Origin of the sequence: Cyclobacterium sp. (assembly GCF_014762705.1) — a bacterium.
Taxonomy (GTDB): Bacteria; Bacteroidota; Bacteroidia; order Cytophagales; family Cyclobacteriaceae; genus Cyclobacterium.
This window is the reverse complement of record NZ_JABURL010000111.1, coordinates 39,642-60,693: the sequence shown is the minus strand read 5'-3', so window position 1 is coordinate 60,693 and position 21,052 is coordinate 39,642. Positions and strand designations below refer to the sequence as shown.

Below are 21,052 nucleotides of genomic sequence, written 5' to 3'. Positions count from 1 at the left end.
TTTCCCTAGTCCTCCTGCTTTTTTCCAGCACCCAACCGCTGTACATGTTTGGAACTGCGTAAGAATGGTGGATTTACCATGAATTGTTCTTAGTTCCTGCATAGGCCATAGTTTTACAGTGCCGCCTCTTTTTTTGCACGCCTCAGACACCAATTCGCCGGTGTAGTGAGGGTGTTTTCTATTAAGTCTGTATATTTCTCACTCAGGTTCTTTTTTTGGGAATATATTTCATCATTGTGGGCAATACGGGCAAGTTCAAATTTATGCGCCAGTGATTCATATTGCTTGCTCAACCTTACACACTCCTGTTGGTGACTGTCAAATTGAAGGCCGGTATGTAAACCTGAAACAATGGAAGAAAGTAACAATATCGTAGAACAAATTATCTTCCAATTATCTGGATTTACCCATCCACTATCAACAAAAATAGTTACACCCAAAAAGGCAGGCAAAACCACCCCTATAATAATGGCAAACCACCTGAATGGAGTGATAACATTTAACCATTTTTCGTAGGCGGCTTTTTGAATAAGACAATCCCTCTGCTTATTGGAAAAGTAATTTTGAATTTCCATTAGTTGATTAGTATCCATAATTATGCGTTAAAAATAAATATTGAATAATCCAAAACTAAATAAAATTTCCCAAAAAGGTGATATTCAACCATTTCCCTATAGTATATATATATATATCAAAAATGCCTTTGGATCCAAGAAAAAGCCTTGATAAAATTACCGGTTTGCCGTTGGGGGATTGATTCTACATTGCAAAGTGAACACCTTTTTGATTTTCCTTTTATTGATTTGTTAAAAATTGATTATTAGGTTTAGATCACAAACCAACCTCCTGCCAAAAGGAAGTCTATCGCCGGCAAAAGACTATTTTTGATTTTTCTACTTATCTATCACAATTTCCCGTATAGTGACTCCATTAATCAACTCCTCTTTTAAAACCGCTTCACCCTCTTTGATTCTAACTACCGCATATGCTGCCTGGGTTGAGTCTACTTGTGATTCGAGGTAGGCCAATTCAGCATCATTCGCCTTAGATTCTTCCATGTATTACCTGTCGAATGGGTAGTCAATACTCAGCTTATTGGCACCATTATCTGAAACGTAATTCACCTTAGCTTTCAAAAAGTCCTGATTTTTAGCCGGGTATTCCTTTGATACTCCATGCGCTTTTGCAAATCCTTCCTTGTCAGTTGTCAGCAGCATAAAAACCGATTCACCAAGCAGCCAATCCGCTTCATTTTGAATCGAAATCACCGCCTCTTCCTAGTAGAGGGCTATGAATTTTCCTCTAAATGGGTCATTGGGATCAATTGGCTGGGTTTTGAATTTATATTCCTTCCCCTTATGCAATATGTCTTCCCTATCAAGTATCATTTTGGCCGGCAAATAAAGCTGCAAGAGGGCAATCAAAACAAATACAGGCAATACTATCTTTTTGTTAGCCATTTGATTTTCTCCTTTTGAGCATCCAGAAATTTGTTGCCATAAAGCCAATGCCCACGGAAACAAATAGCCCCCCTCTTATGATAAAACTTAAATTTGTATCAAAGAATCTACAAACCACTAAAGCAGCATCTAGGTGAGCAGGAATAAGCCCAGATCTCCCGGCATGTGGTATATTTGGCTAACGAGCGAAATGCTTGCTCCAACAGCAAGAAACAAAAAAGCCGTACTGCTTTCTCTCCATGCAACACTTTCTTGTTTTTTAATTAACACGAACCCACACAGTACCTGTCCAATGAGCAGTGGAAGAAAGGCCAAACATGTTTTTGCGGTTCGTGAAAATTCATCCCAATTGTGGGCAAGTAATAAGATTATTCCAAGTCCAACCAATGGGGCACCTATAATCCCAAAAACGACAAACAGGTGATGGTTTGACTGTCCTCCTTTTTCCCCATAATAATCCCGGATTTTGCCTGTTGTTTCCTGTGAAATCACACCAGCCTTAACAAGTTTGGGAATGCCTTTAACCAGATTCATTATTTTGTTTTATGGGTTGTCAGGGTTCAGATGAAATCTGTAAAGAATTAAAAGCAAATCTCATTTTTTTATCAGCAGGCAACATCATTGTTTACATTTGTTGAAAGTGACGGAACTCCCAGGTGCGAATAAATTTTCGCAACGGATAAATCACCCTAAATTTAGCAAGATGAATTTCAACAGCGTACTAAATAAAAAATAAAAGGCCTCATTTTTTGCTCAAAATTGTTTATTGGATTATAATATGTACTCATTATCGGTTTTGGAATCTATTCTTTGAGAACCATCACGTACGTCTCTTATAAAAACAGCCTGAGCTGGAGACCGTGAGGGTCCGCAGGAAAATCCGCTGAGCAAGGGAGAACGGAGTTTCAGGTTGAGACTGATTTAAGAATTGTTTTTATATGTTGTTGTATAGAGCTACTTTTTGAAGGTGGAGTTGTGTATATACGACCTTGTACCCTTACTGAATTTATTTCCAGATCAAATTAAGGGTTTAGGATCATAAAACCCTTGTAATCAGAAACTTTATGTACCCCGAATTAACAATAAGTCTGTTGAACTGCTTTTTCCTCCAATCCTTCCAATTTTCAGGTAGCCATTCTATTTCCTTGTTTGCTTCTGCATATGGAAAGGTTGACTTACCATTTATTGTTTGATAACCCAAACGTCGGTTACCCGCGACTGCTGCCTCCAATTCAGGTGCTCCTCATCGGGTTTGTCAAAACTGATTTTTAGTTTGCCTTCGCTGATCAGCTCCCTGGGAATTGGGAATTCCTTAAATTCCTCATAGCCCTTCTCGTACCTGGTAGGTGTAAGCCGTTGTCCATTGGCCCGCAAAAGGGCTTCACCAAAGCCTGATACCCGGATCAGGTAATCGGATTCAGGATCCAGCTCATCGTAGTCCAGGGTGGGAGTAAACTGAAAGAGCTGCGTAGAAAGCCGCTTGCGGCTGATCCCGTTGCTTTCCCATAAAAAGTCGATGGCATCATCGGTTTTGGAGGTTACATGCCGCGCATCTGCACTTGAAATATTGTCGTAAAAACTGCCTTCTCCCGGTGATTCATAGCTTCGGATAAAGTCCAACCGAGCCAATTTTTCTGCTTCAGATCCAAAATTGCGTATTTTATCAAACTCGTCTTCCAGCCACCAGCGGTTGTTGAGCGGGTAATCAATAAAATCTAAAATCGCACCCCTTTCTGCACCGCTTGCCTGGTACTTTTCCACACTGCTCTGTGCGCCTATGCTTTTGAATAGCATTTCAGCATAGGCCAACACTTTTTCCTTTAGTTCCTGAGAAACGGGGTCTGTATCTGCTTTTTGCAGTTGTTGCAGGGCTTTGTACATGGCCTGATCAGCTCCAATGGAATCTGCCTCGGCCAGGATTTCGTAGGCTTCAGCCTCCAGACTTTTTTCGAAGGCCAGCCGGTCCCGTATATAGGCATCGTAATAGGCCCGCATCAGCAATTGCTGCCAGCGCCAGTTACCGGACAGCTGGGGGTTAGCAGCTTCCATCCTTTTCCACAAGGCCAGGGTTTTTTCTATAGCTGGATTCTCCAAAATGGGACCATCCCAATTTTCTTCCAAGGCGAATATACCCCTTGCGGCCTCCTCTCCTACCTCATGACCAAAGTAGAAGCGGGTATACTCCGAAACGATGGTGGGAGGGGCTTTTCCCGGATCCCAACCCAACTGGCTCCATATAACCTTGTTAACATCGTCGTGGGTACCATCGGAATAAGTAATAAAACCATCGGTATAAGGGCTGTCCCTTTGAAAAAGCCTTGTGTACATTTCTGGCTGAGGGTTGCAGGGTTCCCTTCCCAGGGTCAGGGCGAAGGCCTGATCCCAGTTTTCCACGGGATAATGACAGCGAATGGTATGGGTAATATCGGGATAAAATCTGTGCATATATTTTTCCGGCAAAAGCTCCCGTTCAAGGGCTATGGGAGGACTACTGGGGCCATAAACCAAGCCCTTTAACCAATCCGGGCTATTCTTTTCCAGGTAATCAAAAAAATAGGTTACCTTCTCTTTGTTAAAACCCTGTAAGGAAACCCAAATGCCGGCTTCCGGATGGTATTCCTTCAAAACCTTTGACAGATCCTCCAGGTAGGGTATCAGATCGGACGGATGGTTTTCGCCCGGGTCTCCACCTGGGACAAATACCGCATCCAAACGGGGGCATTTGGCAAAAAAGGCCTCCTGTGTCTCCAAACCCTCCTGATGGGCGCCTGCTTCAGTCAGGTCCCGGGGCGCCGGTGTCCAAACCCAATAATCAGCACCGTATTTTTCACAAATTTTGCTCAACTCCACTTCCATTACTTGCGGGTCCACCTTAAAGTGTGGGCTGGAATTCATTTTCTGAAAGGGAATGTTTTCAAACGCATTGGCTCCAAAGAGCACCTGTTCCCTGAAATGCTGGTCAAATTGCTCCACTGTCCAGGCATCCCAGGAGTTGGCGGTATTCCGGTAACCAAACTGGTGGCCGCGAAGCGCATATTGAGGGGATTCAGAAAAATCAAAGCCTTCATCCAAACTGATTTTTCCCTTGCTCAGTCGGGCTGTTCGTAGCAGTTTGCCAATCCCATAAAGGACTCCCCGGGCACCTGCGCCTATCACCCACAGGGTGTTCCCTGCCTCGCTGGATTCATGAAAGATCCGATAACCTTCTTTTTGCCGTTCCGGAGCACCGGAGCCCTTCCGGAAAGGAATGGCTTTTCCAAAGAGGCTGGTATCTGAAGCCAGGACCAGGGCAATGCGGGTATTTGAATCCCATTCACGGCTCACTTTCAGCGAAGTTCCGGTGCGTTTTTCGATTTCTTCGACAAGAATAGTTCCGGCAGTTTCCTTCAAGGGTGAGTTGATTTGGGGCGAAATAAGAATGATAGCCTCCGAGAAGTCCAGGGTTTTTTGGTCTTCGGCTGAGCAAGACAGTAATGTGGTCGAAATCATGCACAAAAGCCAAATGGTGAGTTTATTTTCCATGAGGTAAAAGTAATTTCGTTGGTATTTGAATCGTGTTTTTATGTTCTTGGCTAAGGAAATCCTCACCAATGTGCACCCCAATAAATAATACGCCAGAGTTAACGAATCCTACCAAGGCTGAAGCGTAATTTTTTTGTAAAAAAACCATACAGGTTACACCTGGTTGAGAGTAACCAACGGCCGGTAATATTCAAAATATGAATGGGCGCTAATTTAAAGAATTGAAAGAAAGGATAAAAAAATTGATTATTTACCCTCATAGGGCGGAAAATTTCCAATACCCATTTTGTGGAACAACAAAGCCTCAGGAAATCATTCCAAAGGCTTTGTTATACCTGTGAGTATCTCATTGCTATTCCGTTCCAAATTTTTCATTCTCACCCAAATTGGGGATTTCCGACTTAATCAGGTTTGATTTGGCAATCTCAAAAAGCTGGACCAGCTTGTTATTTTTTGAATCCCAGTGCTCGCCTTTGTTAATTTTTACCACAAGCATTCCCAAGTCGGGGTCTTTTTTCCCATTTTTAAACCAGGCAGCTACCCATGGATTCCAATACCGATCGATTAAATTCTGATCTTCAGAAATCCTGGCTTTACCAGAAAGAGAAACATACACATTGTCTTTAGGGTTGCTAAAGGTCAGACAGATATCCCTGTCTTGCTCTATCTCAAAGGCTTTGGCATCACTTTTCGGTGTATAAAAAAATAAGCTCCCGTCATACGCATCCTGCACGAGACTCATTGGACGAGCCCTCATAACTCCGTCTTCATTTTCGTCTTGAGTGACGAGCATTCCTACTTTTATATCTTTGATAAGGTCCCAAATTAATTTTTTGTGTTCCGGGCTTGACATGTTTGCTAAGTTTTTTAGTTCTTATTTAAAACAATGTAAAATGAATTGTTTTAAGCACCATCTCTTGGGCAATCGATAACAATTAGTGCAAATCACATTCCAAAAACCATATTTGGGTGACCCAAGGCCGATTACTGATTCAAACCTTACGTTGACTCCGGACAATTTTTATTTTTAACCACCTATGAAGGCTTAGCTTAGAAATTATATATCTCAACGGAATATGGTTTTTACCTGTATATTCCACCTGCCCAATAGCAGGAAAGAACTGAAATAGAGGCTGGCCTAACTAAGGCAAGGGTTGATCTTCGCACAGAAACCATAAGAAACACGCTTCACATGCCTTGCGGTTTATCGAAATACACGAAGCCAATGAAAAAACCAGCGATGATCCTTGAGCATGAATTGGTTCATATTAGGGAAAAACACCATCTTGACCTGATCCTAATGGAGTTTTTGACGGTTATTTGCTGGTTTAATCCCATAGTTTATCTGGTAAAAAAAGCCATGGTACTGAACCATGAATACCTGGCAGACCAAAAGGTGCAACATACGACTCAAACGAAGGCCTACAAAAAATTACTATTGGAACTAACTGTTCGAACCCAGCAGGTTGCCTGGGCGATTTCCATGGCATCTTCCTCTTTTAAAAACCGACTAATTATGGTGAACAAACCATTAACCAAACGGCCAACTTGTTGTTGATGCGAGCTACTCATATGGCCTCTGGAAGGGTACTGTCCGAGACCCATTAGGATATCCCCTTCCTGGAGCAACAATAGTAACAGAAGACCCCTATTTGGGAACAGTAATGGATATAAATGGGCAGTTTTCATTTAAAATCGCACTATCCATACCCCTTACGATCAGTTTTGTTAGGTATGAAAGTGTGAAATTAAGAAGCAATTGATAAAGATAGGAAAAAAGGGTAACGATCACGTTCTTTTCAACTAAAACTCCGGGGATCAATAAGGATTTGAAATACAGGTAAAATGTCGGGCCCATGGAGAAAAATTGAAATAAGCGGACAAAACGGTGACATTGATCCGCAGGAATAACAAACTAATATATACCAGGGTAAATTTCTATTGCTGTTTTTGGTATATATTCATTTACCGATTTCACCTTTAAGCAGACAATCCTAAAAAGTTCATCTTTTGCAAGGATACCGTTCTCGATTTTGCCCTGTAATCTATACAATGAACTTGTTCGTAAACGACTTTGATTCATAAAATTCAGACCCACAAAAATGTCCCGTGTGCTCCTACAACCAATCTTATCCGATAATTCTTCAAAGCAACATAGCCATCATAAACGTTGACCAACCAAATTATTTTTTTTGCTTTTTGACAACCAGAGATGGGTGCTAAAAAAACCAATACTTAATACCACTAATACACCCGCCATCAAAAAAAATAGCTGGGAATGGGAAAAGGTATTTAAAAATGGCAACAACACAATGGGCGAAATAAACTGCCCCATAAACCAAAAAGTGGTCAACCGGCCCATTTCCTTCCCTCTTATTTCAGGCGGGGCCAATTGCATTATCCATACATTGGCATTGGGAATCATGAGTCCCATGCCCAGGCCGGACAATAGCATCCCTACCATGACCATGGAATAACTGTTGCCCATGGCAATACTCGCAAATCCAAGAGCCATCAAAAGGTAACCAATGCCGAAAATCTGTTGAAAGCTCAACCTATCTTTTATACGTGAAAAGGAGAATGATGAAATCGCAGAAAACAATGTTGTTGAAGCGATTGCAATTCCAATCAGGGCATTTGTCTCTACGCCAATGGTTTTCAAATAAAAGGGGATTTGCACGGGAATGATAAAAAACATAATCCACATCAACATCATATTAAAGAACACCAGCCAGATGATCGGAGGAGATTTTATAACCGCATCCGATCGTTGGGAAAGGATACTTTCTTTGGGTTCTTTCAGATACAAATAGGTTGCCGGTAAAACCAGTATGGAAAAAAAATACAATAAAAAGGGTATCCGCCAATTGATATCTGCCAGGAAGCCTCCCAGCGTTACGAATACAATGCCTCCAATGGACATCACGGCAATTTGCAATCCGGCAAATTTTTGTCTTGATTTTCCCTGGTAATAATCTGCAACAAGGGTAATAACAATGGTCATGGTAATACCGACACAAATTCCAAGAAGAGCCCTGCCGGCAAGGATGAGGTAGAGGTTATCGAGCCAATAACCTGAACTTCCGCCAATTGCATAAAAGACAAGCGCTATCCCCAGTAATTTGAGTCTGCCAAAGCGATCGATTACCAGGCCGGCGAACACTGCAATGATGGCTATAAAAAGTGCAGGAAAAGATAAGGAAAGCTTTACCAATGCAGGCCCGTTGGACAGTTCAGAAAAGGCTATGGTCATATCGGGAAGGGAGGCCGAGATGGTGATCATCGACATAATGGTAAGACTGCTTACCAACAACAAAGTTGCTTTTACTTGCCAGCTTTCGGTATTCATAGGGGTGGGTTTTTATAATTAATGCCCCCGTTGATGCTGACCAATGGGGGCATTAATATTAAATGACGATTACTGTTGGTTAAACCATTTTGCCTTTCATTAATTGGGGGAGCATTTCCTTGAAATTCTCTTTCTTGTTCAAATGTGGCAATGGTTCGGCCGGTTCCGGGACGCCTAAAAACTTGCAAAGAGGCCCCCAACCGTCGCGCACATCATATACAAGCAACTTGTCTTTGGGAACGGTGGCCTTTACATCGGTGATATGGTCTTCCCAGGTCTTCCTGGCAAATTCTTTTTCTTTAAATTTGCCCTGTAACTTGTTCGCAAAAAATATTTTTTTAAAGAATTTAATACATTTGACCACCTTGCGTGCCCTTGCGCTGAAAAGCAGTTTGCCCATCATTTTGATCTTTTCCGCAGGGGTCTGTGGACCAGCCCGGAAAACAGTACTGTCGACACTTTTATACCAGGCTTCAAAGTCTCTCACCGTAAGGATCACTTTTGCGTCAGGGTATTTTTTCATATGTTCTTTGTACCAGGGATAGCCCGGAAAATCTACGGTAGCATCATAACCCTGGTAAAGGCTTTCCCAATCGGTATCACCCGTTTCGGCAAGCGTTTGCCAGTAATGAAGCATATCAGGGTTGACCAGAAGTTCTTTCATATGATAAACATGCTTGAACCCTAGTGACTCCAGGGATTCTTTAAGGGTAGTGGTACCCGTTCTGGGAAATCCGGCACCTATAATTTTTATCGACATTGTTTGTGGTTTTATGGTTGGTTATTTTAGGTTATTGAATAGAGGCAGAGGCTTGCGTTGGCGGAGGCGGCATTTTAAAAATGGAAGGCGCTGGTTGCGGAGTTACCGGAACCAGTTCCTTGCCATTAAAAGCCTCGAAATCGGCTGGGTATAAAGTGCCTCTGAAAACTCCGTAAATGAAAGGCCCTCCCGGTTGTGCAGGTGAACCATCAGGTAATTTGTAATCGTATTTGTATGGGTTCCAATATTCCCAAACGACTTCACCGTTTGCGTCAATTTCGAAAAAGCGCCCCTGCATGCCCTGGGTAATCAGGGTATGGCCATTTTTTAATCGATGTGCTCCAGAGATAAAGGCTGAATAAAAAGAATACTTGTCCGGAGCTGTATAAGACCAGTCGGGTTCCTCCGGGCCAAAGGCCCCTCCCTCCGTCATAGAATAGTTGCCCTCGCTATCTTTGGGAATGGCCCATTCATAGATCGCACTATAATTACCCACATCGCCAATGGTAACGTTTATTTCAGGCGAGTCTGCCCCTCCAAGGGCAGCCCACATGTTTGGTAATTTACTTTCAGGGTTGCGGATATCATTATTGAAAACCATCAGCTTTCCTTCACCGGGATAGCCTTTGGGTATCCATTTCACATCATGCTGGCCAAATAATTGTTGATTTTCCTCTGTACCCCAACCATAGTTTACCGAATTACCCCAGCGATACAGTAAATCTCCGCCATGTCCTGCTTTGCCCCCTGTACTGCCTTTGGCCTCTGCCATGGAGGTACTGTGGTCAATCACCAATATTTCGCTAAATCCGGGAACACTTATGACGATTTGATCCAGGTCTGGGTTATAAGATATGGCATTGGTATGGGTTAGGTCTGATCCCCGGTTGTCTACCGTAGCATTGGAGGTCATCATGCCCATTTGTTTCATATGGTCTACCTGTTCCTGGGTCATGGGAGGCCCTGCTTCCCCACTTGAAATATTAAGGTTGATCTTTCTTGGATTTTCGGACAACAGCCCGTAGTTGGCCTTTGTATCATCTAAATCCTGCACCAAATGGTCTTTCATATGCCATTTCCAGACAACCTTTCCCCCTTCAGGTTTGGTAGGTTGAATCTCGATGATTTTATCGAGCCAAATCCCTGCTTTGGGTATATGCTGTGGATCTTTACCCATTGCAATCGCTTCCTTGGGCGTCAATGCATCATAGGAAATCGCAAGGATATTCCCGTTTGGCATTACCTCGATATCGTGGTGGATCAATTCCGTCTCACTGTAGTACTTGAAGTTCCAAAGAATAGTGCCATCCCAGTCGTATTCGCGGATACGGCCTGCCTGGCCACCGGCTGCAAAAGTGGGAAAGTCCTCGTCACGTTCCAGGCGGATCAAGTGCCCATTGGGCTGAAGATAGGAATTCATGGAATTCAGATCGGCGTTCCAGACATGCACTAACTCCCCTTTCTTGTTCAATAGATAAGTGTAGGTGCTATTGGATGGCTCATAAAGCAAGTATCCGGGAGTGCTCTTTTCAGAGTTGTGGATCAGGCCCCGTTTGGCGGTTACTCCAGACAAACTTCGGGTATCTTCAGGCTTCCATTGTCGGATTTCAGTAGCCACCGTCTCAGGCTCCTGTTTTTTCTCCTGTTTGCAGGAATACAGGCTCAAAACAAGGAGCCCAAGTAGAAATAGATTTCTGACTTTTTTCATTTTGGTTGGTTAAAATGGGTTTTTGTTAGATCTGATTTATTGATTTGCAATTGTTAAATTGATATAAATCTCATGGTTTAACTTTTTTAAAACCTAAGTTAACAAATAAATTTAATTAAAACTTTTTTATAAAATATTATGTTTTAAAAAATATTTATAACGAACTTAAATTGTATATTTAGTCAATTAAGGGAAATATTATCTAACTTGTATTGTAGCAGCCATTCAAATCCAATTAAAAAATTAAACCTCAAGCGCAGCCCTCTTTTTGGGATGGCAATGGCTTCTTAAAAAAAGCGGCTCAGCTTGTGGATTTACAGGTCCAATCCATTTCCCATAAGACTCAGTACATCTACCAGATAGCCAACCTTAAGCAAAGGAAAATACCTGACCCTTTATAAAACGGGCATGCTATATGGCTGAACTTTTCTCCCAAATAAAAGCTCAAATTTTTCTAAACCAAATAGTTATAAGGAACACATAGGCATGAGCTGCATGATATAGGGTATTCCAAATAGTTTACAAAAATGAATTAAGACGGGTGGCTGCAGGTATTTTTTTAGGATAGGAAAACGGTTTTGTATTTTAAAAAACTGTTTGAAAAAGAGAAATTTCCTCCTTCCTACTTCCTCAAAAAGCCTTTTTATTCTAGAGGTATTTATTGAATTAAACCTAGTCCTCGAACGCCGGCAATAGGTGTTCCCAAATCAAATTGAGTTCCGCTTGCATATTGGAAATATTGGCAGTGGTTACAATCACTGCATTTTTTTCCGGAAGCACCAGGATAAATTGCCCATCCCGGCCATCTGCCCGGTAGGAGTTGTGGCGGCTTTGCCATAGCTGGTAACCATAGCCCTGCAACCAGTCAGAGTCCTTTGTTTTCACTTTCAGGTTTTCCCTTTTCACTCCTGCAGGAAGTGATGGGACTTGTTTTGAAGTCGCCTCCTCAAACCAGGATTCCTTGAGAAGTTGCTTGCCATTCCATTTTCCCTTTTGCAGGTAAAATTGTCCCAATTTGGCCATGTCCTCCGTCTTCACCTTTAGCCCCCAACCTCCGATAGCGATGCCCTGAGGACTTTTATCCCAGGTAGCTCCGGTGATTCCCAGAGGCCTGAAAAGCCTGGACTGCAGGTAGTCCAGAAGCCGCTCGCCACTCACTTTGGTAAGAATCGCAGATAGCATGTAGGTGGCCAGGCTATTGTAAACAAACTGCTCTCCGGGCTTATGGGGAATTGGAAAGGCTAAAAATGCCTCCACCCAGTCCGCATCAGCACGCTCCCGCAGAATACCTGTAGGATCCACATCGTGCCCCACGCTCATAGTAAGTAAATGCCTGATTTCCAGTGCCTCCAGGTTTTGGCTCATCTCTTTTGGTAGCTGGTCAGGAAAAAATGAAATCACCTTATCGGAGACATCCAACAGCCCTTCCTGTACGGCAAAACCGATGGCAGTAGCCGTAAAGGTTTTGCTTACAGAAAACATGACATGGGACTTATTGGCCGCATTATCGCCCAGCCAATGCTCGAATACCACTTTCCCATTTCTGAGGATCATCAGGCTGTGCAGATCCTGATCATGGCTTTTAACTGCTTCAAGGTATTCCTGTATGGCAGCAGGATCGACATTTTCCTTTTCAGGTTCGCTTCTCGGCAAGGCCTTGACAATGGTATTGAAATCAACCAGTTCAATACCGAACCGGGCGATCGACTCCTTTACCTTTTCGCTGGTCCAGGTCTCCGTGACACCCTGCCTGTCCTCGGCCACCTGCTCATAACCGATATGGCCTACCCCCTGCATTTCCAGATTATCATAGGAAGGGTGGTCTACGAATTGGTAGGCCTTTCCGGCTTCCAGGTTTTCCAACATGCGAATGAATGAAGCCTCCTTTTCTTCAGATGTTCCCTTAGGACCGGCGTAGCTGGTCCTGCCTATACCCGACTCCTGCATCAAATCCGCATCGATCAGCATAAGTCCGTACTCCTTTGCCAAACGTGCAGTCATATTTGCCACATCAGGATGAAACCCGGTAGCACCCATATGGCCGGAAAGGTGGTTGATTTGAGGAACATGCTTCAGGGCCAATTCAATTTGCGCCCGAAATTCCTGTTCCACCTCCCCCAGCTTCCATGGATTATCGAGAATGGCCAGTCCGGGATAATTTGGGTTCGGTCTTATCTTTGGAAGCAAATATCCGTCACCATCCGTCAGACTGGGACAATTACTCAGCGGTCTCCATTTGACACCATCCCATTCACTGGTAATGGCCAGATGGAGTCCCACCTCTACTCCTGTATTTTGCCTTAGCATGCGGGCAGCTTCCGGAAACCAGGGAGCTATCGCCATCACTTCTATGGAGGTTTCTATGCCATTGACGAAGGTTTCGATGCTGGCAAGATTGGCCGACCGGGACGAACCCATGTCATCCCCCCTGACAATCAGTTTGGGGCCCTGGGGTACCTGGGCATTAGAAAAAAAGGTTAGTACGATTAAAAATAGAATAGGAATCGTTTTGTAGGAAAGTCGCATGGCTCAGGTTCTTTGGAAAGTGGTAAATTAACAATTTTTTGTTATCATTCTTATGAATTGTTAAAGAACGTAAGTGCATCTACCTACATTACGTATCTAATTTTTAAAAAAAAAGGTGCTTAAAAAAGAATAGTAAATGCTTTTTAATGACTAATCCTTCTTTGTCCAATCCTGGTAATAAAAAGGTCCGCCTTAAGATAATTTAGCCAAAAGGTTGATTGGGCTATATATTGGTAAATAGGGAGAAGACAACCTAAGAAACTCCTTGTCTAATGTTACTATTGCATCCATTTCATTTTCCAGGGCAATAAAATAATGAATGGCATCTTCAATGTCTTGTTGATCCGATTTTACGGCATTCAAAACTGTTTTACTACTGCCTTCCAAAAGTTGAAATTTCAAAATAACCATCTCTACAATACCCTTGGTGACTACAATCCCTTTTGTGCTGGTCAAATAATAGGAACAAATCTGAAGAATGGAAAGCGTTATAAACCCTTCAATTGTTTTGTCATCAACCAAGCCAAACAACTTTTCTATCTTTTCTGGCTGGGCGTTGCGTTCCAGAAAAAAATCCAAAAGAACATTTGCATCAAACAAGATTCTGTTCATCGTATTCTTTTGATTTTGCATTAAAATATTCCGTTTTAAAATCAAAATCAGTTGGAAAATCTACCTTGGATTTTGGCAAAGTTTTCACAAATTCCACAAGGGACATTTCTTTGGAAAACTTGGATGGTTGTTTTAATAATTGCTCAAAATGCTCCTCAACCAGATTGGAGATACTGGTCCCCTTCAGATCTGCGTATTTTTTCATTTTCTGAATCAAGTCTTCCTTAACCGTAATATTTAGTCGCTTTTTCATAGGTATTTACCCGGACAATTATGCGTATAAATTTAGTGAATACGCATGATAATGTCAACACCTGCTATTTTGCATGGCCAATCCTTGTATTGCATTTCGGTAATCCTGACCAGTAAAAGAATTTCTCGACCTTTAGATGTAAGAAAGTTTTTGATAATAGCTGGAGATGTGGTTTTTACGGACCTATTATCTGAAAGTTATCCAGCCATTTACCTTTCTGGTTTAGTTTTTTGTATTAGAAATTTCAGAACAGAAAAAGCGAGCTTTCCAACCGCAGAGGATTGGTAGTTTTCCAATATGCAATAGTCAAGGACTTTTTATATACAATTTCAAATCTTGAATAATAGGAAAGTCTTTTTTATTGAATGTATAAATTGCAAAAGCGGTGGCAGTAGGATTAATTTCTGCTCCATTCATTAAACTATTTCTATCAAAACCTTTTGGTCAATTCCATTATCACACTACCCAACCAAATTCTACCGCCTTGCTGATCCAAATCTGACCCTAGTTGTATACTGCGTTCAGGACTCGGAAAGACAAATGAAAATTTCAAATCTCTACCTGTAGGAACATTCTCAAAAGGATAGGTAAATTCGAATGTTTTGCTTTCTTTTCCTTTGATGACAGACATCCAATCTAAAGACCAATAAAGGTGGGGTTCGGGTGGTTCATGTTCAATTTTATTTTGCTGATATCCCATTTGTTGCGGATCAAAAAACCCAAGTCCATTGGTAAAATAATGAAACAGCCCCTCACCCATTTTATGGGGATCTAAAAAGTAATAGTTTTGGCTGTCCAGGTTTCTTATTTTGATTTTAAGTTTTATCTGATTTCCCTGCCTTAAAATGGATTCGGCTTCTATGGAAAGTCCAGCCCGGTATTTGTTGTGTTTCTTTAATGCGGATACAATTCTTGCATCCGACCTGGGGTCTTTAATACTACTGCCGGACCCATCTGGATAGTCACTAAAGCTAATTCGGAATGCAAAATCACCAAAAACATCGATTAAGCTTTGGATATGTGGCCCAACAGGCATCGTAGACAAATAGAGATCATGAATATTGAGGGGATAAATCTCGGTTCCGTTTACCAAAATTTTAGCTCCACGCAATTGATCAAAATCTCCCTCAAGCCTATTGCTTCCCTTTAGGTAAACGATATGACTGGAAAAATCATAATAATCAATATCGGATAGATCAAGTACCACATTTCCCTGGTTTACCATTGTCAAATCAACTGGGGTCCCTTCGCCACCATCTATGATACACGAAGACAAAAGGGCCGAAAATAAAATGACTGTCCAGTACCTGTTTTTCATTGTTATGAAATTTTAAGTAAAATTAGTATTTTCTCTTGCTATTAAGACGCAACTGCTTTTAAAAATGCTACAAAAACTAGAAAAAACATTGAAAACTTGGGTATATGAGTCAAGAATAGAACGCAAAAACCATCTACGATTACATCGTAGATGGTTTTAAATTTTTTTATCGTTTTACATAAGTAAGCCGTATGGTTCCGGAAATTGTTCCCTCAGGGGTTTCCATGGAAACCTGATGACTGGTGATCATTTTAGCGTTGGATATTACCTCGATTTGGTAGGCTACAAGGTGACCATCCAGGCTGTTTAGCATAAGATTACTCGATTCCAGGTTCCAATTCCCTTCGCCATTTACTTCCCCTGTAGGATCCAATATCTGATAGGATTTATCCTGGCCAAGGATAAGTTTACCATTCACATGAAGATTTCTGCCTCCATCAATCAACTCATTTAAATCCGGTCCTTCATGTAAGGTGAATTCAAAATCTGAACCTAGCCAGGTTCCTGTAACATTATCCTCTTGCCCTGTCATTTTCAAAGAAAATAAAGCAAGTACCAATATCAATAGCGGCATACCAATAAGGTATTTCCACTTGTTCTCATTTGTTGATCTGCGTTTGTTCATCATAACGATCCGATTTTTGATTTGAAATTGATTAAAACTGTTGATTAGTTGATTGCTACTATTTTGACCTAAATTATTCACCAATAGCTGGCAATAATCTTTGCATGCAATTTGTTGAATTACTATACCGTCTGCCTGAAATTCATGAACCTCCCTTAACTCCCTTTCTATAAGGTAAACAAAGGGATTGATCCAAAACAGGGATTTGATGAAATGCAAACCCAGGAGATCCCAGGAATGCCTCAAACGCACATGTGCTGATTCATGAAGGAAAATCTGAAGATGAGATTTATTGTCTGGGTTGAATGAGGGCATCAAAATTTTATTAAAAAAAGAGGCAGGCTTGAATTCCGGATCCGTATAAATCTCAATTTCCTGAAATTTTTGGGCTTTTGCATTTCTGATTTTCTGAAATAATGAAATGATACTTATTCCAAAAACCAAAACTTTCGTTGCTGAAAATCCAAAATAAGAATAAAGGATTACCTGCATCAGCAAAGGATTCCAGCCCGATGAAAAAGTAGCCGAGTTGCGGATTGCTACCTCCAATTGATCAAAAGAGTAAATAAATTCCTGAACCGGAAGGGTGCTTTTAGGAAAAAACTGGACTTCAATAAGAGGCATCATTATTGAAACCAACATCCCCGTCAAAAGAAAAAACCTGTTCCATCCAAAAAATGTGAGCCCCTTAAAGATTAATCGATAAACCAACCAGACAAGAGCAATACCAATACTTACTTCAAAAAGATAATTCCAATATGTGTTCATGGTTTGCCTCCTTTCTCAATAAGTTGATTTAATTCCTCCAATTCTTTTCTGGTAAGCTTTTTTTCTTTCACCAAAAAGGAAAGCACGTTATCCACCGATCCGTCAAAGAAATCCTTAATAATCCCATTAAACTTTTTCTTTTTATAGGCTGATTGCTCTACCACCACAAAATATTCATGGGTTTTACCATAGGTCTTATGCCCCAGATATCCTTTTTTTTCCAGTGATTTGATGGTGGAAGCCAAGGTGGTATAAGGTGGCTTTGGTTCTGGCAACCGATCCAGAATGTCCCGGACCACTCCCCTTTCAATTTTCCAAAAAATGTGCATTGCCTGCTCTTCCTGTGGTATTAGTTCTTCCATAAGGTAAAGGTAAAAAACCAAAATGAAAAAACCTACGATATAATCATTTTATTACGATTATTTCGTAGATAAATTTCTTTTCTCGGTATTTCACAGGCTGGTTGAGTAGATAATTCAACCCGGAATAAGCATTAGCAATTATATTTCCATCAATTCCATAACTGAAGACCTAATTGGTTTGGATTGGTACATTTGAGGTTTCTCAAACCTCGGAGGTCTTCTCCATCAATGCATAGGCAATCCCTTTAAGAATTCGCTGCAGAAATAAATATTTGAAAGGTCTTTCCTAAATCCTTTAGTAATGCCTTAGAAAACCTTCCCAAAGACCCCAAAGGATTACTGTCTGCTTTTGATATTCCTTTTGCACAGGTCAATGATTTCATAGAGCCGATTTGTTCTTGTCGCTGGTCTTTTTGCTTGTTGCAGCCAGTACAAGTAACTTTTCCTGTATGATGGAGCAAAATTCTGGTAATTGGCAAACGCTTCTGGATGCTTTTTGAAAGCTGACTTCAGATCCTCGGGAATAATCCCTTTTTCTACATCGTCGAAACTATTCCAGCTGCCATTTTCTTTTGCTATTGCAATGGCGTTCATTCCACTTTCATGCATCAATCCATCTGCTAACAGCCTATCAATGTAGCTTTTGTTGATGGCACTCCAATTGCTTTTAGATTTCCGCCTTGTGAAGTATTGCCGGCGTTTGCCATTGCCCAGGCTGTAGGTGGTAGAATCGATCCATCCAAAGCACAAAGCTACCATTACCGCTTCCTCCCACCGCATGGACGGCATTTCATGGTCAACTGTATAAAAAATCAAATAAACGCCGGCTACTTTGTCGTGATTTTTCTCCAGCCATTCCCTCCATTCTTTGGAATTCTGCAAGTATATTTCACTAATTTCACGCTTTTTCATCAAATAACCCTAAATCTTGTAATCACTAAAGACGTAAATCCAGATTAAATCAATTATTTAGCCCAACCTCTTATTATTATACAAATTAAAAATAGGAATAATTTTGATTAAATTTAAAAGCCACCCCACTTAAATCCTATGCTTACAGCCATCCACCCCAAATTACCCATGCGGAACAAAGCCAAAACTCGGGACTACTATACCCTCTTGGGATTTGAAGCATTCGGAGAAAAGGACTATGAGGGTTACCTGATGCTGCAAAAAGACAACATTCAATTTCATTTCTTTGAGTTTAGGGATTTGGATCCCAATAAAAATTACGGACAGGTTTACATCAGGACAGAAAATATTGAGGCGCTTTACCAGGAAATGCTTGATAAAAACATACCCATTCATCCAAATGGGCATTTGGAAGTCAAGGGCTGGGGGCAAAAGGAGTTTTCCCTGCTCGATCCAGATAACAATTTGCTGACTTTCGGACAGCCTGTGTGACAGTTCGGAGAGCACATGGTGCTGCCGGTCCTGATTCCCCAACGTTAAGCTTACGTAAAGCCTTCTTTTTAAGGATCAAAACCGGAGAACGCCATTAATATGTCCCTATTTACCCTATACATTGACGCTTTTACACCCTTTGACTTATTAAAGGAGTCGCTAAATTTGGAAAAAATGGGTTAAGTTGAAGGATTAAAATAATAGACATAAAATCGCACCATGGAAAAAAAGCAATATAAAATCGAAATCAACGCTCCGGTGGAAAAGGTATTTGATACCATGCTGGGACTAAGCAATAAAAGCACCTATGAACAATGGACCGCACTTTTTAACCCCACTTCCACTTATGAAGGTAGCTGGGAAAAAGGGCAGAAAATCTACTTTATTGGGACAGATGACCAAGGAAACCGGGCTGGTATGGTGGCCTGAATAGCCGAAAATATTCCGAACCAGTTTATTTCCATCCAGCATTACGGAATTTTGGACGGGGACAAGGAAATCACAGCGGGCCCACAGGTGGAACAGTGGGCAGGAGGGCACGAAAATTACAGGTTTGAAGAAACGGGAGAAATAACCAGGGTGATTGTAGAAGTAGATGTCACGGATGAACATCTGGACTACTTTGACAGTACCTATCCTAAGGCTTTGGAAAAATTGAAGCAGATCGTAGAAGTTGATTAAATGCGGCAAAAACGGAGTGATTAATTTTGCCTCGTGCATATTTGATCGAGGCCTCAATGTCTTCATTTACCAAATCAGGCAACTCCGTTAAAATTTGCTCCTGATTAAGACCTGCGGCAAGCAGATCCAATATATCAATTACTCTTATTCTCATATTCCTGATACATGGCCTCCCCCCCCCACACACACTGATTGGGGTTGATGTTAATGCGTCGTTTCCAATCTTCCATTATATGGTTCTTTTGTCATCATTTAATGTAAATTTAATGAAATCATACTGAAATTCGGGAAGCGTTTGCCATAAGAATTCACAATTGCTTCCGCTCAATGGTATTCGCTTTGATGACTCCTTCAATTAGTGCGGTCACAATTTAAAAAGTATTACCCAGGTTTGTATACAACCTTTACTCCCGTTAACATCTTTTCACATGATATAATTTTCCCACAGGCAACGTCTGTCTGAATTTTCGGGTTCCAACTTTCGGAAACCACAATATCTTTTGGAAGAGCAAATTATCATTAGAAGATGCATCCGCAAAGAATCTACCGCGCAGAGACAACTGTTTGACAGGCACTATCGGCACAGCTATCATGTAGCCATGCGGTACCTGGCAAACCACCACGATACCGAAGATGTGCTATCGGTATCCTTTACCCGGGTATTGAAAAACATTGACCGGTTTGAATACCGCGGCAATGGCAGCCTGCAGAAATGGGTCATCACCGTCGTGATTAATGAGTCCATCCGGTTTCTGAAGGGAAAAAAAGCACTGCTGTTTCAGGAGGACGACGAGGTGCTGAGCTTGAATGTACCCCAACTGGAAAGCGATGATTCATTGGATATAGAGGAGGTCCAGCAGGTATTGCAGCAAATGCCCAAAGGGTATCGGACTGTTTTCAACCTGTTTGCCATAGAGGGGTATTCCCATAAAGAAATCGGAGAAATGTTGAAAATCAATGAAAGCACTTCAAAATCACAGCTCTGTAAAGCAAGAAATTATATGATCCGAAAACTGAAAAACAGAAACAGCCATGCAACCCAATAATATAGACGAAATTATCAAAATGGGCTTACAGGAAGCCGAAAGAAGAAATGACCAGGTGGTCAATGCGTCAAAATCAAGGGTTTGGAAAGGCATTACAAAACCCAAAAAGTCGAGGGCCTTGTATTGGGGACTGGTGACATCGCTGGCGGCAGCGGTTACCCTCTTCCTGGTTGCCGTTTTCCTTTTCCTCAAGCTGGAGTCCCAACAAAAAGAATTGAATGCGTTGCAGGCACTGGTACGGCAGGAAACCCCACCCAAGGTCGCTGACGATGATTACTTAATAAACCAGAACATTTCCCAAAACCTACCGGACCAGCAACATGCAGGCTTGCCTGAGCCCGTTCCAGCGGCAGAGAATAAAAATCCTCCGCCCAGGGTGCAGGCACCTGAATTGTCAATTTCTCCGATCGAAAAGGTCGAACATCGCATCGGTATTCCCCTTCCAACTGTTGAACGGCCGGTTTTGGAATTCCAGTTGGGTACAGCCATGCCCAACCCGGTCCTCCGGGAATTGACTACTGAAATGCTCCTGCCCGAAACGAATGACTATCAAAATCTCATGGAAACGAAACCATTCAAGCTAAAAATCAGAATGGGCAGCAGCTATCCTGCCCAAGGTCAACCTCAAACACTGGCCCTCAACCTAAAATTGTAAAAA

At 41.7% G+C, this 21,052-nt stretch carries 24 protein-coding genes and 1 pseudogene; 7 read left to right on the top strand and 18 right to left on the bottom strand.

What is annotated here, in order from left to right:
• Positions 1 to 113: 113 nt before the first annotated feature.
• The 7 genes from HUJ21_RS22435 to HUJ21_RS22405 all read right to left on the bottom strand — a co-directional run bounded on the left by HUJ21_RS22435 (position 114) and on the right by HUJ21_RS22405 (position 5,835).
• On the bottom strand, positions 114 to 593 hold the full coding sequence (locus tag HUJ21_RS22435) for a hypothetical protein (RefSeq protein WP_291372997.1): 480 nt from the start codon (positions 591 to 593) through the stop codon (positions 114 to 116).
• 300 nt (positions 594 to 893) lie between these two features.
• Complete coding sequence (locus HUJ21_RS22430) at positions 894 to 1,058, bottom strand: hypothetical protein (RefSeq protein ID WP_291372995.1); 165 nt, start codon at positions 1,056 to 1,058, stop codon at positions 894 to 896.
• A 3-nt stretch (positions 1,059 to 1,061) separates the two neighbouring features.
• Complete coding sequence (locus tag HUJ21_RS22425) at positions 1,062 to 1,217, bottom strand: hypothetical protein (protein ID WP_291372993.1); 156 nt, start codon at positions 1,215 to 1,217, stop codon at positions 1,062 to 1,064.
• A 60-nt stretch (positions 1,218 to 1,277) separates the two neighbouring features.
• A complete protein-coding gene (locus HUJ21_RS22420) occupies positions 1,278 to 1,460 on the bottom strand; it encodes a GDYXXLXY domain-containing protein (RefSeq protein ID WP_291372991.1) in 183 nt (60 codons plus the stop codon).
• Positions 1,461 to 1,589: 129 nt separating this feature from the next.
• Positions 1,590 to 1,994, bottom strand: a complete 405-nt coding sequence (locus tag HUJ21_RS22415) for a DUF2157 domain-containing protein (RefSeq protein WP_291372990.1) — start codon at positions 1,992 to 1,994, stop codon at positions 1,590 to 1,592.
• A 648-nt stretch (positions 1,995 to 2,642) separates the two neighbouring features.
• A complete protein-coding gene (locus HUJ21_RS22410; protein WP_291372989.1) occupies positions 2,643 to 4,982 on the bottom strand; it encodes a hypothetical protein in 2,340 nt (779 codons plus the stop codon).
• Positions 4,983 to 5,334: 352 nt separating this feature from the next.
• A complete protein-coding gene (locus HUJ21_RS22405; RefSeq protein ID WP_291372988.1) occupies positions 5,335 to 5,835 on the bottom strand; it encodes a pyridoxamine 5'-phosphate oxidase family protein in 501 nt (166 codons plus the stop codon).
• A gap of 372 nt (positions 5,836 to 6,207) precedes the next feature.
• Here HUJ21_RS22405 and HUJ21_RS22400 point away from each other — a divergent pair, with 372 nt between their 5' ends.
• Both HUJ21_RS22400 and HUJ21_RS25120 read left to right on the top strand, forming a co-directional pair.
• Positions 6,208 to 6,540: a M56 family metallopeptidase gene (locus tag HUJ21_RS22400; protein ID WP_291372987.1), complete on the top strand. Its 333-nt coding sequence runs from the start codon at positions 6,208 to 6,210 to the stop codon at positions 6,538 to 6,540.
• A gap of 37 nt (positions 6,541 to 6,577) precedes the next feature.
• A pseudogene (locus tag HUJ21_RS25120) lies at positions 6,578 to 6,745 on the top strand (hypothetical protein); the annotation flags it as partial.
• 398 nt (positions 6,746 to 7,143) lie between these two features.
• Here the strand turns inward: HUJ21_RS25120 and HUJ21_RS22395 are convergent.
• The 10 genes from HUJ21_RS22395 to HUJ21_RS22350 all read right to left on the bottom strand — a co-directional run bounded on the left by HUJ21_RS22395 (position 7,144) and on the right by HUJ21_RS22350 (position 18,175).
• Positions 7,144 to 8,331 carry an MFS transporter gene (locus tag HUJ21_RS22395; protein WP_291372986.1) on the bottom strand — a complete coding sequence of 396 codons (1,188 nt, stop codon included), beginning with the start codon at positions 8,329 to 8,331 and terminating at the stop codon, positions 7,144 to 7,146.
• Positions 8,332 to 8,410: 79 nt separating this feature from the next.
• Positions 8,411 to 9,091 (bottom strand): sulfotransferase family protein, encoded by a 681-nt coding sequence (locus HUJ21_RS22390; RefSeq protein ID WP_291372985.1) that lies wholly within the window; start codon positions 9,089 to 9,091, stop codon positions 8,411 to 8,413.
• Between the two features lie 31 nt (positions 9,092 to 9,122).
• Positions 9,123 to 10,799 carry an aryl-sulfate sulfotransferase gene (locus HUJ21_RS22385; RefSeq protein WP_291372984.1) on the bottom strand — a complete coding sequence of 559 codons (1,677 nt, stop codon included), beginning with the start codon at positions 10,797 to 10,799 and terminating at the stop codon, positions 9,123 to 9,125.
• A gap of 672 nt (positions 10,800 to 11,471) precedes the next feature.
• On the bottom strand, positions 11,472 to 13,325 hold the full coding sequence (locus tag HUJ21_RS22380; protein WP_291372982.1) for a ChbG/HpnK family deacetylase: 1,854 nt from the start codon (positions 13,323 to 13,325) through the stop codon (positions 11,472 to 11,474).
• Positions 13,326 to 13,517: 192 nt separating this feature from the next.
• Complete coding sequence (locus HUJ21_RS22375) at positions 13,518 to 13,937, bottom strand: PIN domain-containing protein (RefSeq protein WP_291372981.1); 420 nt, start codon at positions 13,935 to 13,937, stop codon at positions 13,518 to 13,520.
• Positions 13,918 to 14,190 (bottom strand): DUF6364 family protein, encoded by a 273-nt coding sequence (locus tag HUJ21_RS22370; RefSeq protein ID WP_291372980.1) that lies wholly within the window; start codon positions 14,188 to 14,190, stop codon positions 13,918 to 13,920. Before HUJ21_RS22370 ends, HUJ21_RS22375 begins: the two co-directional genes overlap by 20 nt.
• 430 nt (positions 14,191 to 14,620) lie before the next feature.
• A complete protein-coding gene (locus tag HUJ21_RS22365; protein WP_291372979.1) occupies positions 14,621 to 15,508 on the bottom strand; it encodes a hypothetical protein in 888 nt (295 codons plus the stop codon).
• 166 nt (positions 15,509 to 15,674) lie between these two features.
• Positions 15,675 to 16,901 carry a M56 family metallopeptidase gene (locus tag HUJ21_RS22360; RefSeq protein WP_291372978.1) on the bottom strand — a complete coding sequence of 409 codons (1,227 nt, stop codon included), beginning with the start codon at positions 16,899 to 16,901 and terminating at the stop codon, positions 15,675 to 15,677.
• On the bottom strand, positions 16,898 to 17,263 hold the full coding sequence (locus HUJ21_RS22355; RefSeq protein ID WP_291372977.1) for a BlaI/MecI/CopY family transcriptional regulator: 366 nt from the start codon (positions 17,261 to 17,263) through the stop codon (positions 16,898 to 16,900). Before HUJ21_RS22355 ends, HUJ21_RS22360 begins: the two co-directional genes overlap by 4 nt.
• Positions 17,264 to 17,599: 336 nt before the next feature.
• The gene (locus HUJ21_RS22350) at positions 17,600 to 18,175 is read right to left on the bottom strand and encodes a YdeI/OmpD-associated family protein (RefSeq protein WP_291372975.1); all 576 of its coding nucleotides are present in this window, start codon (positions 18,173 to 18,175) and stop codon (positions 17,600 to 17,602) included.
• Between the two features lie 138 nt (positions 18,176 to 18,313).
• On the opposite strand from HUJ21_RS22350, the gene HUJ21_RS22345 reads away from it, so the two are divergent.
• From HUJ21_RS22345 to HUJ21_RS22335, 3 genes are all read left to right on the top strand, one after another.
• Positions 18,314 to 18,667, top strand: coding sequence for a VOC family protein (locus tag HUJ21_RS22345; protein WP_291372974.1), 354 nt, complete (start codon positions 18,314 to 18,316; stop codon positions 18,665 to 18,667).
• Between the two features lie 219 nt (positions 18,668 to 18,886).
• Positions 18,887 to 19,096, top strand: a complete 210-nt coding sequence (locus HUJ21_RS22340; protein WP_291372972.1) for a hypothetical protein — start codon at positions 18,887 to 18,889, stop codon at positions 19,094 to 19,096.
• A 51-nt stretch (positions 19,097 to 19,147) separates the two neighbouring features.
• Positions 19,148 to 19,348 (top strand): hypothetical protein, encoded by a 201-nt coding sequence (locus HUJ21_RS22335; protein WP_291372971.1) that lies wholly within the window; start codon positions 19,148 to 19,150, stop codon positions 19,346 to 19,348.
• On the opposite strand, the gene HUJ21_RS22330 is transcribed toward HUJ21_RS22335, so the two are convergent.
• A complete protein-coding gene (locus HUJ21_RS22330) occupies positions 19,305 to 19,502 on the bottom strand; it encodes a DUF433 domain-containing protein (protein ID WP_291372970.1) in 198 nt (65 codons plus the stop codon). The genes HUJ21_RS22335 and HUJ21_RS22330 overlap by 44 nt on opposite strands.
• A gap of 346 nt (positions 19,503 to 19,848) precedes the next feature.
• Between HUJ21_RS22330 and HUJ21_RS22325 the strand changes: the two genes are divergently transcribed.
• Together HUJ21_RS22325 and HUJ21_RS22320 are read left to right on the top strand one after the other, a co-directional pair.
• Complete coding sequence (locus HUJ21_RS22325) at positions 19,849 to 20,394, top strand: sigma-70 family RNA polymerase sigma factor (protein ID WP_291372968.1); 546 nt, start codon at positions 19,849 to 19,851, stop codon at positions 20,392 to 20,394.
• Positions 20,381 to 21,049: a hypothetical protein gene (locus HUJ21_RS22320; RefSeq protein WP_291372966.1), complete on the top strand. Its 669-nt coding sequence runs from the start codon at positions 20,381 to 20,383 to the stop codon at positions 21,047 to 21,049. The genes HUJ21_RS22325 and HUJ21_RS22320 overlap by 14 nt, the downstream gene beginning before the upstream one ends.
• Positions 21,050 to 21,052: the final 3 nt, after the last annotated feature.

Coding starts and splice junctions, on each gene's coding strand:
- HUJ21_RS22435 (WP_291372997.1), bottom strand. CDS start 593: ATGGATACTAATCAACTAATGGAAATTCAAAATTACTTTTCCAATAAG.
- HUJ21_RS22430 (WP_291372995.1), bottom strand. CDS start 1,058: ATGGAAGAATCTAAGGCGAATGATGCTGAATTGGCCTACCTCGAATCA.
- HUJ21_RS22425 (WP_291372993.1), bottom strand. CDS start 1,217: ATGCTGCTGACAACTGACAAGGAAGGATTTGCAAAAGCGCATGGAGTA.
- HUJ21_RS22420 (WP_291372991.1), bottom strand. CDS start 1,460: ATGGCTAACAAAAAGATAGTATTGCCTGTATTTGTTTTGATTGCCCTC.
- HUJ21_RS22415 (WP_291372990.1), bottom strand. CDS start 1,994: ATGAATCTGGTTAAAGGCATTCCCAAACTTGTTAAGGCTGGTGTGATT.
- HUJ21_RS22410 (WP_291372989.1), bottom strand. CDS start 4,982: ATGGAAAATAAACTCACCATTTGGCTTTTGTGCATGATTTCGACCACA.
- HUJ21_RS22405 (WP_291372988.1), bottom strand. CDS start 5,835: ATGTCAAGCCCGGAACACAAAAAATTAATTTGGGACCTTATCAAAGAT.
- HUJ21_RS22400 (WP_291372987.1), top strand. CDS start 6,208: ATGAAAAAACCAGCGATGATCCTTGAGCATGAATTGGTTCATATTAGG.
- HUJ21_RS22395 (WP_291372986.1), bottom strand. CDS start 8,331: ATGAATACCGAAAGCTGGCAAGTAAAAGCAACTTTGTTGTTGGTAAGC.
- HUJ21_RS22390 (WP_291372985.1), bottom strand. CDS start 9,091: ATGTCGATAAAAATTATAGGTGCCGGATTTCCCAGAACGGGTACCACT.
- HUJ21_RS22385 (WP_291372984.1), bottom strand. CDS start 10,799: ATGAAAAAAGTCAGAAATCTATTTCTACTTGGGCTCCTTGTTTTGAGC.
- HUJ21_RS22380 (WP_291372982.1), bottom strand. CDS start 13,325: ATGCGACTTTCCTACAAAACGATTCCTATTCTATTTTTAATCGTACTA.
- HUJ21_RS22375 (WP_291372981.1), bottom strand. CDS start 13,937: ATGAACAGAATCTTGTTTGATGCAAATGTTCTTTTGGATTTTTTTCTG.
- HUJ21_RS22370 (WP_291372980.1), bottom strand. CDS start 14,190: ATGAAAAAGCGACTAAATATTACGGTTAAGGAAGACTTGATTCAGAAA.
- HUJ21_RS22365 (WP_291372979.1), bottom strand. CDS start 15,508: ATGAAAAACAGGTACTGGACAGTCATTTTATTTTCGGCCCTTTTGTCT.
- HUJ21_RS22360 (WP_291372978.1), bottom strand. CDS start 16,901: ATGAACACATATTGGAATTATCTTTTTGAAGTAAGTATTGGTATTGCT.
- HUJ21_RS22355 (WP_291372977.1), bottom strand. CDS start 17,263: ATGGAAGAACTAATACCACAGGAAGAGCAGGCAATGCACATTTTTTGG.
- HUJ21_RS22350 (WP_291372975.1), bottom strand. CDS start 18,175: ATGAAAAAGCGTGAAATTAGTGAAATATACTTGCAGAATTCCAAAGAA.
- HUJ21_RS22345 (WP_291372974.1), top strand. CDS start 18,314: ATGCTTACAGCCATCCACCCCAAATTACCCATGCGGAACAAAGCCAAA.
- HUJ21_RS22340 (WP_291372972.1), top strand. CDS start 18,887: ATGGAAAAAAAGCAATATAAAATCGAAATCAACGCTCCGGTGGAAAAG.
- HUJ21_RS22330 (WP_291372970.1), bottom strand. CDS start 19,502: ATGAGAATAAGAGTAATTGATATATTGGATCTGCTTGCCGCAGGTCTT.
- HUJ21_RS22320 (WP_291372966.1), top strand. CDS start 20,381: ATGCAACCCAATAATATAGACGAAATTATCAAAATGGGCTTACAGGAA.